The sequence below is a fragment of the Streptomyces endophytica genome (assembly GCF_026153355.1).
GTDB classification, from domain to species: domain Bacteria; phylum Actinomycetota; class Actinomycetes; order Streptomycetales; family Streptomycetaceae; genus Streptomyces; species Streptomyces endophytica.
The window spans coordinates 889,885-905,073 of record NZ_CP110636.1 but is presented as its reverse complement, the minus strand read 5'-3'; the positions used below and the strand labels follow the sequence as shown (position 1 = coordinate 905,073).

The window sequence follows — 15,189 nt, the reverse complement described above, 5'->3', positions numbered from 1 at the left end:
CGGCATCCCTGAGGGCGGTGTTCCCGACGGGGCGGCATCTCTGGCGGTGGTTTTCCCGACGGGGCGGCACCCCTCAGGGACGGCCTTCCCGACGGGCCGCCGCCCCCGAGGACACGGTCTTCCCGAAGCTCGGTGTTCCCCACGGGACGGTCTTCCCCCGTGCGCGCCCGAGGCTGCGTCCCCTGCGGGATCCGTAGTTACTTTCGGCCTCAAGTCCGGTGTCCGTTTCGTCCTTATGTGTGGGCAAACGTTGGCCGGATCTTGGTGTGGCAAACCTCACAGACCCTCAACTGGGCGGCTGTTTTGGCCGGGTGCGGGAATCCGATCTTCGGATTCGCTCTTACGATGGCGAAGTTTGTGCACGGCACGGGGGAAGACCAGGAGACCAGCACGTGAGCACGACGAAAACCCCGGGTGCGGAGCAGGGTTCGCACTCGCATTACCGTCGGTCCCTCGGGACCATCGCCCTGACCGCCACGGGTCTCGGGTCCATCATCGGTTCCGGCTGGCTCTTCGGGGCCGAGCGGGCCGCCGCCATCGCGGGACCGGCCGCGATCGTCGCCTGGATCATCGGCGCGCTGGTCGCACTCACCATCGCCCTGACCTACTCCGAGCTCGGCGCGATGTTCCCGAAGGCCGGCGGCATGGTCCGTTACGGCCAGTACTCGCACGGCTCGCTCGCCGGCTATCTCGCCGCGTGGGCCAACTGGATCGCCATCGTCTCGGTCATCCCCGGCGAGGCCACCGCCTCCGTCCAGTACATGAGCTCGTGGGACTTCGGCTGGGCGCAGGCGCTCTACGACGGCAAGGAGCTGACCGGCTCCGGCGTCGGGCTCGCCAGCATCCTGCTGATCTTCTACTTCTTCCTCAACTGGTTCGCGATCTCGCTGTTCGCGAAGACCAACACCGCGATCACGGTCTTCAAGGTCGTCGTCCCGGTGCTGACCGCCAGCGCCCTGATGCTGGCGCACTTCGACACCGGCAACATCGTGCACCACGGCGGCTTCACCCCCAACGGCTGGAGCTCGGTCTTCACCGCCGTCGCGGTCTCCGGCATCGTCTGGGCCTACAACGGCTTCCAGTCCCCGCTGAACCTCGCCGCCGAGGCCCGCAACCCCGGCAAGTCGCTGCCCAAGGCCGTCGTTTCGTCGATCATCATCGCGCTGGTCATCTACGTGGCGCTGCAGGTCGCGTTCCTGATGGCGGTCCCCGGCGACAAGCTGGGCGCCACCGGCGGCTGGGCCGGTCTCGGCTTCAACTCCCCGCTCGCCGACCTGGCCGTGGCCTGGGGCCTGAACTGGCTCGCGCTGCTGCTCTACGCGGACGCCTTCGTCTCGCCGTCCGGCACCGGCATGATCTACGCCGCCACCACCTCGCGCATGATCCAGGGCGTGCAGGAGAACGGCCACCTGCCCGGCGTCTTCGGCAAGGTGGACAAGAAGACCGGTGTGCCGCGCCCGGCACTGCTGCTCAACCTCGTGATCGCGTTCCTCTTCCTCGCGGTCTTCCGCGGCTGGGGCTCGCTGGCCGAGATCGTTTCGGTCGCCACGGTCATCTCGTACATCACCGGCCCGGTCGCCGTGATGTCGCTGCGCCGGCTGTCGCCGGACCTCAAGCGCCCGGTCAAGCTGCGCGCCATGCCGGTCATCGCCCCGATCGCGATGATCTTCGGCTCGCTGGTCCTCTACTGGGGCCGCTGGCCGCTGACCGGCAAGGTCATCCTGATCATGGCCGTCGGCCTGCCCGTCTGGGCCTGGTACGAGATCGGCAAGCCGCTCACCCAGGGCCGCAAGCCGTGGGCCGGGCTGCTCCCGCACCTGAAGGCCGGTGCCTGGATGGTGGCGTATCTGCTGGTCATGGCCGCCGTCTCCTACCTGGGCGGCAAGGACTTCGGCGGCAAGGGCTACCTGCCCGAGGGCTGGGACATCCTCCTGGTCGCCGTGATCGCGCTCGCCTTCTACTACTGGGGCGTGCGCAGCGCCTGGCGCAACCCGTCCCTGGTGACGGTCGAGGACGAGCTCGCCGCCGAGAGCCGTGCGGCCGACGAGGCCGGAGAGGCCGACGGGACGGGAGCGGCCGAAGGGACCAAGGCGCCCGTGGGGGCGTAAGGGATCCGCTTCCCTCGGGGTGGCCCGCGCCGGGTCACCCCCTCCCCACCACACGTGCCCGAGTCGTTCGGGCCGCACCGGCCACTCGCGGGCCGCCTCCGGTACGCCGGGGCCCGCGGGTGGCCGGTTCGGTATCTCTTTGTGTAATTCCATATCCGGTGCGTAAAGGTCGGGCGTACGCTCGGGCATATGCGGATTGCGATTTCGGCATCAGCAGACGAGGGGCGCGTCACGGCGCGCTGTGCGGCGGACGGAGGGGCGCAATGACCGACAACGGGGCCGTGCTGCCCTGGCTCGTCATCCGCCAGGACGAAGGCGGCAACCGGTATCGCGTGGGCCGTTATGCCACCCGAGCGGAGGCGGAGCGGGTGGCCGATCGGCTCGATACCCGGGGCAACCAGCGGCTTTACGTGGTCGAGAAGGTCGATCGCGCGGCGACCTGAGGGACGCCGCGCAGAAGCGGGACGAGGACGGGGGACGTAGGCTGCCGCGCATGACGACGGTGCGCGTAGTGGTGGGCGGAGCGGTGTGCGAAGGCGGACGGCTGCTGGCCGCCCGACGCAGCGCACCGCCCGCGCTGGCCGGCCGCTGGGAGCTGCCCGGCGGCAAGGTCGAGGACGGCGAGACGCCCGAGCGGGCGCTGGAGCGCGAGCTGCGCGAGGAGCTCGGCGTCGAGACCGAGATCGGGGACCGCATCCCGGGGGAGTGGGTACTGCGGCCCGGCTACGTCCTCCAGGTGTGGACGGCGCGGCTGGTGTCCGGGGTGCCGCAGCCGCTTGAGGACCACGACGAGCTGCGCTGGCTGCGGCCCGGGAGGAAGAGCAGGTCGACTGGCTGGACCAGGACCGGCCGGCGGTCGCCGAGGCGATGCGACGGCTGGCCGCCACGGCTGCCGGGGTGCCGGGCGTACGCCGCTGAGCGCGGACCGGACCCCGCGCCGTACGCCGCTGGGCGGGCCCCTGAGGGACGCCGCCGAGCGGGCCCCTGAGGGCGTGCGGTCGTCCGTCCGCCGCCCGGTGCGCCCGGCGTAGCGCGGCCCCTCCGCTGCGCACGCATGCCCGCCCACCAGGCCTCTCTCACATCACTGCAGACATATGCGCCATTTGCGGCACAGTGCACGGTTGCGGGCGGTACTCGACCCCCGATATCGGGTATGTCCTGATTGAGCCCTTGAATGCGGGTACTCCGACTGGATGCCTCGGCTGGGATGTGATCGGCGTGAGCGACAGCGCAGCGGAAGGCGCCCCGGCACCCGGCACCGACCACGTCCGCAAGCGCGGCAGGGCCACCGGCTCACCGATCGCCGAATGGAGCTTCCCGGCCGATCCGGGCGCCGTGCGCACCGCCCGCACCGTCGTCCGCCGGGTGCTCAACGACTGGGGCCTGAACGGCGCCGCCGACATGGCCGTACTCCTCGTCAGCGAGCTCGTCACCAACTCCCTGCGCCATGCCACCGGACCGATCGGGGTGCGCATGGTCCTGCTGAGCGCCGGCGAGCTCCTCGTCGAGGTCTCCGATCCGCTGCCCGACCCGCCGCAGGAGCGCACCGCCGCCCCCGACGACGAGGGGGGACGCGGATTGCAGCTGGTCGCCTGCAGTTCGCGGCGCTGGGGGACCCGTCGCGGAAAGAGTGGCAAGACAGTGTGGTTCGAGCTGTCGGTGGCTGGTTAGGAGACAGGTGGGGTCCTGATCGTTGCCATTTCATCGACATTTTGTCGATGGCCTGCGATCGAGACTGTGCTGTGATCGTGAAGACCGTGTTCCGGATAGCCGAGGTGCTGGATACTCAGGGTGGTCCGGTCCGGGCACGATGAGCTGGAGGGGACGGGGCTCGTGAGCGAGATGTCATCTGGCGGGGCAGAACCCGCGCAGGCCGAGGGTCGGGGCGGTGTGGACGGCCCCGGCGACCCAGGTGCCCGCCCGCACGCGCGCGAAACGCAGGGCCCGCCCGTCTGGCAGAGCAGCCGCCCCGGATCGATCTACGACTACATCCGGGTGGCCTCCTTCTCCCTCGGACCCGACGGACGCATCGACCAGTGGAGCGAGCGCGCCGAGCAGATGCTCGGCATCCCGCCCGCTACGCCCTCGGCAAGGACCCCGTAGCGGCCTTCGTACCCAGCGAGTTGCGGGAAACCGGGCGCCGCAAGGTCTCCGAGATCCTCGACGGCCGGGAGTGGACCGGCCTGGTGCCCTACCACCGGAACGAGGACGGACCGGCCGACGGGCTCGCCGAGATCTACGTCATGCCCTCCCGCAACGAGGAGGGCGAACGCGCCGCGGTCTGCGTCGTCGTCGACGTCCGGGCACTGCGCGGCATCGAGACCGACCTCGCCGCCTCGCAGGCCGTTTTCGGTCAATCCCCCATGGGCTTCACCCTGTTCGGCACGGACCTGAAGCTGCTGCGCGTCAACGAACGCTTCGCCACGGTCTTCGGCGGCCCGGCGAGCAAGTACCGCGGCTGCACCCCGTACGACTTCCTGCCCCGCCCGGAGGCCGAGCGGATGACCGTGGCACTGCGCCGCGTCCTGGACACCGGCGAACCGGTCACCGAAATGCAACTGGTCGGCGCGGTACCCGGCGAGGACGAGCGCCGCCGCTGGTCGATCTCGCTCTACCGGCTGCACGGCGCCAGCGGCCGCCCCATCGGCGTCGCCGCGCTCGCCGCCGACGTCACCGGCCGGCGCCGGGCCGAGCGCGAGGCCGCCAACGCCCGCCGCAACCTCGCCCTGCTGAACGAGGCCGGCGCCCGGATAGGCAACTCCCTCGACCTGGAGACCACCGCCCGCACCCTCCTCGACGTCGCCGTCCCCCAGTTCTGCGACCTGGCCTCCGTGGACCTCTACCAGGGCCTGCTCTCCGGCGACGAGGCACCACCCGGCACCAGCGACGGCAGCGCCGAGCTCCGCCGGGTCGCCTTCGCCAGCGCCGTCTCCGACGCCCCGCTCGCCGGGGCCCCTGCTGCGATTCGCAGGACGCACCGGGCCCGGTCGCGGTCGGCGCCGTTCACCGCTACCCGTTCAACTCCCCCTGCGCCGGAGCCCTGCGCACCGCCCGGGCCCAGATCGTCCCCGGCCGGGAGAGCGACGACGGGCCGGGGATGGGCGCCGTGGTGCACTCCACCCTCGCCGTTCCGATGGTCGCCCGGGACACCGTCGTCGGGCTGGTGCAGTTCTCCCGCACGAAGGGCAGCGAACCGTTCGGCGAACGCGACACCGCACTCGCCGTCGAACTCGCCGCGCGCGCCGCGGTCTGCATCGACAACGCCCGCCTCTACCGCCGCGAACACGAACGCGCCCTGATATTGCAGCGCAGTCTGCTGCCGCCGGGCGATCCGGAGGCGGCCGGCCTCGACATCGCCTGCCGCTACCTCCCCGGCACCACCGCCACCGAAGTCGGCGGCGACTGGTTCGACGTCATCGAACTCCCCGGTCACCGCACCGCGTTGGTTGTCGGCGACGTCATGGGCCGCGGACTGCGCGCCGCCGTGGCCATGGGCGAACTCCGCACCGCCGTACGGACGCTGGCCCTGCTGGACCTGGAACCGGCCGAGGTGCTCTCCGCGCTGGACGAGATCGCCCGCGGGCTCGGCGGCGGCGGCGACGGCCGCACCAAGGGCCGGGACCCGCGGGGCCGTTCGGGCGCCGCCGCCTCCGCCCCGGAGCCGAGGCGCTCCGCCCGTACCGCCGACCTCTCCGAGGTCTACCTCGCCACCTGCGTCTACGCCGTCTACGACCCGGTCACCCGGCGCGCCACGTTCGCCAACGCCGGGCACCTGCCGCCCGTGGTCGTCGAGGAGGGCGAGGACGCGCTGCTGCTCGACGTACCGCCGGGGATGCCGCTGGGGGTGGGCGGCGAACCGTTCGAGGAGATCGAGGTCGAACTGCCGGACGGGGCGCTGCTCGCGCTGTACACCGACGGCCTGGTCGAGTCCCGCGAACACCCGCTGGACGAGGGGCTGCAGGCGTTCCGCCGGGCGCTGTCGGGCGCCGACCGCCCGCTGGAGGACGCCTGCGACCACGTGCTCAGCGCCCTGGACACCTCGCACGGCGAGGACGACATCGCGCTGCTGATGGCGCGGGTGCACGGGCTGCCCAAGGACGCGGTGGGCGACTGGAGCCTCGCGCCGGAGGCCCGCTCGGTGGCCCGGGCCCGCGAACTGGCCCGCGACCAGCTGACCGACTGGGGCCTGCAGGACCTGGTCGACACCACGGAACTACTGGTCAGCGAGCTGGTGACCAATGCGCTGCGGCACGGCCACGGCGAGATCCGGGTGCGGCTGCTGCTGGACCGCACGCTGGTCTGCGAGGTCTGGGACGCCGACCTCGCCCAGCCGCGCCGCCGCCGCGCCCGCGACACCGACGAGGGCGGCCGCGGGCTGCAGCTCGTCGGCCTGCTGAGCGAGGGCTGGGGCAGCCGCCGCACCCCGCGCGGCAAGACGGTCTGGTTCGAACTCGCCCTGCCCGACGGCGAATCCACGGCGATCGACCCGACGGAGGCGTTGCTGAGCCTCTTCTGAGGGGCGTACGCACCCCCGGGGCCGGGGCGGGGGGTACGTTCACCGCCACCCGCTCAGGCCGCCCCCTGCGCGTGGGTCGCCGCCCGTACGCGGGCCGCCGCCCGTTCCGCCTCCTGGACGACGTGGGACGGGTCGACGTGGACCAGCCGGCCCCGGTGTTTGCGGAGGTGGCCGTCGACGAAGACCTCGCTGACGTTCGGCGGCTGGCCGTTGAGCACGATCTGGCTGGTCCAGTCGAAGCGCGGGGCGAAGTTGAGCGTGCCGGGGTCCAGGACGACGACGTCGGCGCGCTTGCCCGGTGTCAGCGACCCGACCCGGTCCGCCATGCCGATGCACTCCGCGCCGCCCAGCGTCGCCATCCGCAGCACCGCCGGGATCGTCGGGTGGACCGACGCGTCCTCGTGCCGGGCCCGCTGGAGGCCGACCGCCGCCTTCATCACGTTGAACATGTCCGAGGTGTCGTTGGTGCCGCCGTCGTGCCCCAGCCCGGCCCGTACGCCGTGCCGGTGCAGGGCCGGCAGCGGCATGATGCCGGACGCCAGCCGCATGTTGCTGAGCGGGCAGTGGGCGACCCGGACGTCGTGGGCGCCGGTCAGCGCGATCTCCTCGTCGGTGAGGTGGATCGCGTGGTTCATCAGCAGGTCCGGCCCGAACGCACCGGTCTCGCGCAGCGCGCGGATCGGGTCGTCCTTGCGGTCGCCGCGGTGTTCCAGGACGTGGGAGTTGAGCATCACCCCGAGGTCCCGGGCGAGCTCGTGGAACTGCCTCAGCTCCTTGCGGGCGGACATCCCGGCGTGCACCGACACCTGCGCGGAGGCCAGCGGCAGCGGGTCCAGGAAGTCCTTCTTGACCCGGGGGACGAGGTCGAGGTCGGCGGCGCCCTGGGTGGCGGCGTAGACGAACCGCAGGCCGGCGTCGTCCAGCGCCCGGACGTAGCGCTCGCTGGTGTCGTACGGGATGGGGTGGACCCAGTCGACGAGCGTGGTGACGCCCGCCTGGAGGGCGTCGAGGGCGGCGAGGTGGACGAAGCGGTACATGTCCTGGGCGTCGATCTTCGGCAGGGCGGCGCGGTTGCAGCCGGCCAGCCAGCCGTACAGGTCCTGGGCCGAGCAGCCGCCGCGGATGCTCGACTGCCACAGGTGGTTGTGCAGATCGACGAAGCCGGGCAGAACGAGCTTCCCGCCGGCGTCCATGACCCGGGCGCCGGCGGGCGCGTCGAGCGTCCGGCCGACCGCGGCGACCGCGCCGTCCTGGAGCAGGACGTCGACGCCGTCCTCCAGCGTGCCCAGCGGGCCGTCGCCGAGCTCCGGGTCCATGGTCAGCACCAGGTCGGCGCCGCGCAGCAGGGTGGTCCGCCGGCCGCCCGGCTCCTGACCCGGTGCTCCGGGACCCTCCCGGCCGCGCGCCGGCACCCCTGCCGCGGCCGCCAGCGGCACGCTGCCGAGACCGGCGAGGACCCGGCGCCGGCTCCATTTCGGAAAATTCATTCCGTTTTTATATCGCGTTGACAAGAGCATGCCGAGAGGCGAGATCAAGCCATTTGATACTCCGTCAGAAAGTCTTGACGTAGCGGGAGTTGGGGGGACATGTCGGGTCGCACGGGAGGCGTGTCCGGTCGGGAGGCGGTCATTCGGTGCGGCGCCGGATCTTGTTGCCGAGCCACACCAGCGGGTCGTACTTCCGGTCCGCGGCGCGTTCCTTGAGCGGGATCAGCGCATTGTCGGTGATCTTGATGTGCTCGGGGCAGACCTCGGTGCAGCACTTGGTGATGTTGCAGTAGCCCAGCCCGTGCTCGTCCTGCGCGGTGCGCTTGCGGTCCACCCCGGACTCCGATGCCGCGTCCAGCGGATGCATGTCCAGCTCGGCGATCCGCATCAGGAACCGCGGCCCGGCGAACGCCGCCTTGTTCTCCTCGTGATCACGGACCACATGGCAGGTGTCCTGACACAGGAAGCACTCGATGCACTTGCGGAACTCCTGCGAGCGCCCGACGTCCTCCTGCCGCATGCGGTACTCGCCCGGCCCCAGCTCCGGCGGCGGCACGAACGCCGGGATCTCCCGGGCCTTGGCGTAGTTGAAGGACACATCGGTGACCAGGTCCCGGACCACCGGGAACGCCCGCATCGGCGTCACCGTGATGGTCTCCGTACGGTCGAACACCGACATCCGGGTCATGCACATCAGCCGCGGCCGGCCGTTGATCTCCGCGCTGCACGAACCGCACTTGCCCGCCTTGCAGTTCCAGCGGACCGCGAGGTCCGGGGCCTGGGTGGCCTGCAACCGGTGGATGATGTCGAGTACCACCTCGCCCTCGTGCACCTCGACCGTGAAGTCGGAGAGGCTCCCGCCGTCCGTGTCACCCCGCCACACCCGGAAGTGCGCCTGGTAGGCGCCGGCCGCCGCCGGCTGCTCCGCCACGTGCTGCGCTGTCTGCTGCTCGGTCACCGGGTCAGCTCCTCGTCGGTCAGGTACTTCGCCAGCTCGTCCTTCTCGAACAGCTCCAGCAGGTCGCGGCGGATCGGCGGGGTCTCCCGCCGGGCCAGCCGGATCTGGCCCAGCGACGGGTCCGCGGCCCGGGCGTCGCCCTGCGGATCGGCCAGTTCGCAGACGAGGTTGATGTTGCGCCAGCTCCGGTCCATCGCCGGGTGGTCGTCGCGGGTGTGCCCGCCGCGGCTCTCCTCGCGCTCCAGCGCCGCCCGCGCCACGCACTCGCTGACCAGCAGCATGTTCCGCAGGTCGATGGCCAGGTGCCAGCCGGGGTTGTACTGCCGGTGGCCCTCGACGCCGGCCCGCCGGGCCCGCACCCGCAGATCGGCCAGCCGCTTGAGCGCCTCGAACATCTCGCTCTCCTTGCGGATGATGCCGACCAGGTCGTTCATCGCCTGCTGGAGCTCCTGGTGCAGGGTGTACGGGTTCTCCGCCGGGCCGCGGTCGGCGTCGTCGTCCCGCCCCGCGTCCTCGGCGCTGAACGGACGGAGCGCCTCCGCCTCCGCGGCGTCGATCTGCAGCGGATCGGCCGTCGGCCGCACGGCCAGCCCGCTCACGTACTCGGCCGCGTGCAGTCCCGCCCGGCGGCCGAAGACCAGCAGGTCGGAGAGGGAATTGCCGCCCAGGCGGTTGGAGCCGTGCATGCCGCCGGCCACCTCACCGGCGGCGAACAGGCCCGGCACGCCGGTCGCCGCCGCGGTGTCCGGGTCCACGTCCACCCCGCCCATCACGTAGTGGCAGGTCGGCCCGACCTCCATCGGCTCCGCCGTGATGTCGACGTCCGCCAGCTCCTTGAACTGGTGGTGCATCGACGGCAGCCGGCGCTTGATCACCTCGGCCGGCATCCGGGTCGAGACGTCCAGGAAGACGCCACCGTGCGGGGAGCCGCGGCCCGCCTTGACCTCGGCGTTGATGGCCCGGGCGACCTCGTCGCGGGGCAGCAGCTCGGGCGGGCGGCGGTTGTGGTCCGGGTCCTCGTACCAGCGGTCGCCCTCGTCCTCGGTCTCGGCGTACTTCTCCTTGAAGACGTCCGGGATGTAGTCGAACATGAAGCGCTTGCCGTCGCTGTTGCGCAGCACCCCGCCGTCACCGCGCACCGACTCGGTGACCAGGATGCCCTTGACCGACGGCGGCCAGACCATGCCGGTCGGATGGAACTGCACGAACTCCATGTTGATCAGCGGCGCCCCGGCCAGCAGCGCCAGCGCGTGCCCGTCGCCGGTGTACTCCCAGGAGTTCGACGTCACCTTGAAGGACTTGCCGATGCCGCCGGTGGCCAGCACCACCGCGGGCGCCTCCAGCACGAAGAACCGGCCGGACTCCCGCTCGTAGCAGAAGGTGCCGGACACCTTGCCGGAGCCCGCGGCGGCGCCGCTCTTCGACTCCGTGAGGACCCGGGTGACCGTGCACTCCTGGAAGACCTTCAGCCGGGCGTCGTACGCGCCGAACTCCTTCTCGTCCTCCTGCTGGAGGGAGACGATCTTCTGCTGGAGGGTGCGGATCAGTTCCAGGCCGGTACGGTCGCCGACGTGCGCCAGCCGCGGGTACTCATGGCCGCCGAAGTTGCGCTGGGAGATCCGGCCGTCGGGCGTACGGTCGAACAGCGCGCCCCAGGTCTCCAGTTCCCAGACCCGGTCCGGCGCCTCCCGGGCGTGCAGCTCGGCCATCCGCCAGTGGTTGAGGAACTTGCCGCCGCGCATGGTGTCGCGGAAGTGGACCTGCCAGTTGTCGTGCTCGTTGGCGTTGCCCATGCTGGCCGCGATACCGCCCTCGGCCATCACCGTATGGGCCTTGCCGAACAGGGACTTGCAGATCACGGCCGTCCGCATGCCTGCCTCGCGGGCCTCGATGGCGGCGCGCAGCCCGGCGCCTCCCGCGCCCACCACGACCACGTCCCATGTCTGCCGGTCCACATGCGCCATCGGGGGGCACAACCTTCCTTGGAGAACTGTCGTAGGAACAGGAGTTGTTGAGGGGGAGAGGGGGAGCCGCGGGGCTTGCGGGGACGCCGCGTCAGAAGAAGCGCGGGTCCGCGAACGCCCCGCTGGCCAGCAGGAAGACGTAGAAGTCCGCCAGCGCCACGCTGATCAGCGACGACCAGGCGAGCAGCATGTGCCGCTCGTTGAGCTTGCCGATCCAGCCCCAGAGCCGGTAGCGCACCGGGTGCTTCGAGAAGTGCCGCAGCCGCCCGCCGACGATGTGCCGGCAGGAGTGGCAGGAGAGGGTGTACGCCCAGATCAGCACGATGTTGGCGAGGAACACCAGGGTGCCCAGGCCCATGTGGCCCCAGGCGTAGTGCTCGTCGCGGAAGGTGAGCGCGGTGTCGTAGGTCAGCACGCCGGCCACCAGCACCGCGAAGTAGAAGAAGTAGCGGTGGATGTTCTGCAGGATCAGCGGGAAGCGGGTCTCGCCGGTGTACTTCTTGTGCGGCTCGGCGACCGCGCAGGCCGGTGGCGAGGCCCAGAAACCGCGGTAGTAGGCCTTGCGGTAGTAGTAGCAGGTGAGCCGGAAGCCCAGCGGGAAGATCAGGATCAGCAGGGACGGGGACAGGCCCCACCAGGGCCCGAAGATCTCCCAGTTGGGGCCGCCGTGCATGGTCTGGCAGTTCTGGGCCAGGCACGGCGAGTAGAACGGCGAGACATAGGGCGCGCTGTAGTAGTCGGCGTTCGCGAACGCCCGCCAGGTCGAGTAGACGATGAACGCGAGCAGCCCGGCGGCGGTGATGGCTGGTGCCAGCCACCAGCGGTCGGTCCGCAGGTGGCGGGCCGGGATGGCGGCGCGCGACGGGGTGTGCACGCCGGTCGTGCCCGTTTGTGAGGTGGGTTCGGTGCCAGTGGCCAACGTCGGTCTCCGTGAAGGGCGCTCCGTCGGGGCGCGGCGGGGTGGGATGGGGGCGGACGGGGGTGTGTCCAGGGGGAGGTCTCCTCCTGCGGCCCGGTCCGTCAGGGGGCGTGCCCGTGTCGCGACCCGAGGCCCTCGTCGTCGGCACCGGCCCACAGCGCGGAGTTGTAGGGCGCGTCGGAGATCGTGACCATCTCGGCCTGGACGGCCTGCCCGCGGGCGGCCGGTCCGCAGGCCGCGCTCTGCTTGAGCAGGGCGAGGCTCTGCCGCAGGTGGTCGGTGTCGCTCCGGACCCGGCGGACGTCCAGGCCGCCGCCGAGCCGCACCTCAAGCCTGCCCACCGACCGGACCAGGTCGTCCAGGCTGCGTTCAACCGCCGTCAATTCGTCCTGAAGGGACATAACGTGCCCTCACTTTTGAAGGTGTGCTGGGCGATCTCATGCGCCCGAGAGTGTCGCGCGTCACAGTAGGGGTTGGGAAGGGGTCCGGCGCGATTACGACTCGAACCGGTGCGTTTCGGCACTCATGCGCCGCGGCGGGGGTCGAACGCCATTGCGGGAAACGGCGCATACGGCACCCCGCGCGCCCCCCTCGTGCGCTGGCCTCCACTCCGCCGTACGGGCCTGATGTTGGGCCGGGCGGGTGGCCTTGGCGCGGCAGTCGCCGTGTCGGGATGCCGGTCCGTCCCCGGTCGCCTTCAGTAGGGATGCCATAGATGTGATGAGCCGCAAAGTCGGCCGAACGTGGTGCGCCGGTCCGGCACCAGGCAGTGCTCGGCGCGGCGCGGGCGAGCCCGGAGGTAACCGTCATGACCGACCACGACCACCCCTCAGGCCGCCGCTCGGCGGGCCGCAGACGCCGCTGTGCCGCGCTCGTCGCGGCGGGGGTGCTGCTCCCCCTGCCGGCCCTGGCCGGATGCAGCACCGACGACCGGGAGGCGTCCGCCGAGGCGTCCCAGGACATCGCCCCGGCGCCGCGCGGCGAGCTCAAGGACGGCGGCACCCTGCGCTGGGCCGTCGACGCGATGCCCGGCACCTTCAACGCCTTCCAGGCCGACGCCGACGCCACCACCGCCCGGATCACCGGCGCGGTGCTGCCCAGCATGTTCACCGTCGACGCCGAGGGCACCCCGCAGCGCAACGCCGACTACCTCGACGCCGCCGACGTCAGCGCCCGCGACCCCAAGCAGGTCGTCACGTACAAGATCAACCCCAAGGCGCGGTGGAGCGACGGCAAGCCGATCACCGCCGCGGACTTCATCGCCCAGTGGACCGCGCTGCGCGGCAAGGACAACGCCTTCTGGACCGCCCGCAACGCCGGCTACGACCGGATCGGCAAGGTCGAGCAGGGCGCCGGCGCCCACGAGGTCAAGGTCACCTTCGCCCGCCCCTACGCGGACTGGCGCTCGCTGTTCACCCCGCTCTACCCGCGGAGCGTGATGGGCAGCCCGAACGCCTTCAACGACGGGGTGCGCGAGCAGCTCAAGGTCGGCGCCGGCCCGTTCCTGGTGCGGAAGCGGGACGCCGACGAGGGGTGGGTCGTCCTGGTCCGCAACCCCTCGTGGTGGGGCGCCCGCGCCAAGCTGCAGAAGATCGTGCTGCAGGCGCTGCCCGCGGAGAAGCGGGCCGCGGCGCTGGCCGCGGGCTCCATCGACGTCGCCGCGGTCGACCGGCCCGCCGCCGAGCGGGTCGAGGCGGCCGGGAAGACGGACGGCGGCAACGCGGGCCCGCAGTCGGGCCGGGCCGGCTCCGGCACCAAGGCCGCCGCCGGGAGCAGGGCGCTGCGCGGGTACGTCATCCACAAGGCCCTGGAACCCGCCTACACCCAGCTCGCCCTCAACGGCAGCAGCGGCCCGCTGGCCGACGACCGGGTGCGCCGTGCGGTGGCCCGCGCCATCGACCGGCAGGCCCTCGCCGACACCGTGCTGAAGCCGCTCGACCTGCCGTCCAAGCCGCTCGGCAGCCATCTGCTGATGGCCGGGCAGCCCGGCTACGAGGACCACAGCGACGCGCTCGGCGACCAGGACGCCGGCGCCGCCAAGGCGCTGCTCGCCGACGCCGGCTGGAAGCCCGACGGCGCCGGCCACCAGCAGGCCGGCGAGAAGGCCGGCGCCCCCGCGCCCGGTGGCTGGCTCGGCGCCCGCGACTACGGCGACGAGGACGAGGACGAGCGCTCCGGCGACCGCGCGGACAACGGGTACGACGACGGCGACGCGGGCGGCTACGACCCGGACGCCGACGGTGCCGCCGACGGCCGCAACCCCGGCCGCCCGGTCCCCGCCCAGGCCGTCCGGCCCGCCAAGGGCGACCACGGGGCGGGCGCCCGGCCCGCCGCGGCCGAGGCCCCGCTGTCCTTCACCGGCGCGGTCGGCTCCGAGGTCCAGCAGGCCGCCCTGCTGCGGCAGAGCGCCGCCTTCTACAAGGACGCGGCCGCCGCCGAGAAGAAGAACGCCGACGGCGACACCGGGTCCGACGCCTACGCCAAGTACAAGCGGTACAAGAAGCACGCCGCCCAGGCCCTGAGCGCGGCCGAGGTGATCGAGACCGGACAGGCCCCCGACCTGCCCGGATCCGGCGGCCACCCGGGCTCCCGGCACGCCGCCGTCCCGCGCTCCTACGACGCCCCGCTCACCGCCGTCTCACCGGCCGGCGACAAGGCCGGGCGCGCTCCCGCCCTGAAGAAGGACGGCAAGCCGCTCACCCTGCGCTTCGTGCTCCCCGACGGCGCGGCCTCCGAGCAGCTGCGCACCGTGGGCACCCGGATCGCCGCGATGCTCGCCAAGATCGGCGTGCAGACCTCCCTCCAGCGGGTCTCCGACGCCAGCTACTTCCAGGACCACGTGGCCTCCGGCGACTACGACCTGGCGCTGTACTCCTGGCCCGGCACCGCCTACCCGGCCACCGACGCCCGGCCGATCTACGCCAAGCCGCAGCCCGCGCCGGACGGCTCGCTGACCGTCGAGCAGAACTACACCCGGGTCGGCACCGACCACATCGACCAGCTGTTCGATCAGGCCGCCTCCGAGCTGGACGAGGACGCCGCGCGCACCCTCGTGGAGCAGACCGACGCCCGGATCTGGGCGGCCGCCGGCTCGATCCCGCTCTACCAGCGGCCCGAGCTGGTGGCCACGAAGAAGTCGCTCGCCAACGTCGGCGCCTTCGGTTTCGCCACCCCCCGCTTCCAGGACATCGGCTACCAGAAATAGGACCCCGCGCAAGCCCTTTTTTCGAAGGGAAA

The 15,189-nt window shown here is 71.9% G+C and carries 9 protein-coding genes and 2 pseudogenes; 6 read left to right on the top strand and 5 right to left on the bottom strand.

Annotation, left to right across the window (positions count from 1 at the left end; genetic code table 11):
• Positions 1–392: 392 nt before the first annotated feature.
• The 5 genes and pseudogenes from OJ254_RS04015 to OJ254_RS03995 all read left to right on the top strand — a co-directional run bounded on the left by OJ254_RS04015 (position 393) and on the right by OJ254_RS03995 (position 6,624).
• Positions 393–2,108, top strand: coding sequence for an APC family permease (locus OJ254_RS04015; RefSeq protein ID WP_265361281.1), 1,716 nt, complete (start codon positions 393–395; stop codon positions 2,106–2,108).
• 263 nt (positions 2,109–2,371) lie between these two features.
• Positions 2,372–2,551, top strand: a complete 180-nt coding sequence (locus tag OJ254_RS04010; RefSeq protein WP_265361280.1) for an SPOR domain-containing protein — start codon at positions 2,372–2,374, stop codon at positions 2,549–2,551.
• Positions 2,552–2,601: 50 nt separating this feature from the next.
• Positions 2,602–3,026, top strand: a pseudogene (locus OJ254_RS04005) ((deoxy)nucleoside triphosphate pyrophosphohydrolase).
• A 291-nt stretch (positions 3,027–3,317) separates the two neighbouring features.
• Complete coding sequence (locus tag OJ254_RS04000) at positions 3,318–3,779, top strand: ATP-binding protein (protein WP_423835822.1); 462 nt, start codon at positions 3,318–3,320, stop codon at positions 3,777–3,779.
• 171 nt (positions 3,780–3,950) lie between these two features.
• Positions 3,951–6,624, top strand: a pseudogene (locus tag OJ254_RS03995) (SpoIIE family protein phosphatase).
• Between the two features lie 53 nt (positions 6,625–6,677).
• Here OJ254_RS03995 and OJ254_RS03990 read toward each other — a convergent pair.
• The 5 genes from OJ254_RS03990 to OJ254_RS03970 all read right to left on the bottom strand — a co-directional run bounded on the left by OJ254_RS03990 (position 6,678) and on the right by OJ254_RS03970 (position 12,353).
• Entirely contained in the window at positions 6,678–8,111 is a 1,434-nt protein-coding gene (locus tag OJ254_RS03990) for an amidohydrolase family protein (protein WP_265361279.1), read from the bottom strand.
• A 139-nt stretch (positions 8,112–8,250) separates the two neighbouring features.
• Positions 8,251–9,069 carry a succinate dehydrogenase/fumarate reductase iron-sulfur subunit gene (locus OJ254_RS03985; protein WP_423835821.1) on the bottom strand — a complete coding sequence of 273 codons (819 nt, stop codon included), beginning with the start codon at positions 9,067–9,069 and terminating at the stop codon, positions 8,251–8,253.
• Complete coding sequence (locus OJ254_RS03980; RefSeq protein ID WP_265361278.1) at positions 9,066–11,033, bottom strand: fumarate reductase/succinate dehydrogenase flavoprotein subunit; 1,968 nt, start codon at positions 11,031–11,033, stop codon at positions 9,066–9,068. Before OJ254_RS03980 ends, OJ254_RS03985 begins: the two co-directional genes overlap by 4 nt.
• A 91-nt stretch (positions 11,034–11,124) precedes the next feature.
• Complete coding sequence (locus tag OJ254_RS03975) at positions 11,125–11,952, bottom strand: hypothetical protein (protein WP_265361277.1); 828 nt, start codon at positions 11,950–11,952, stop codon at positions 11,125–11,127.
• Positions 11,953–12,053: 101 nt separating this feature from the next.
• Entirely contained in the window at positions 12,054–12,353 is a 300-nt protein-coding gene (locus OJ254_RS03970; protein WP_261955882.1) for a hypothetical protein, read from the bottom strand.
• A 407-nt stretch (positions 12,354–12,760) separates the two neighbouring features.
• Between OJ254_RS03970 and OJ254_RS03965 the strand changes: the two genes are divergently transcribed.
• Positions 12,761–15,157 (top strand): ABC transporter family substrate-binding protein, encoded by a 2,397-nt coding sequence (locus tag OJ254_RS03965; RefSeq protein ID WP_265361276.1) that lies wholly within the window; start codon positions 12,761–12,763, stop codon positions 15,155–15,157.
• Positions 15,158–15,189 lie beyond the last annotated feature (32 nt).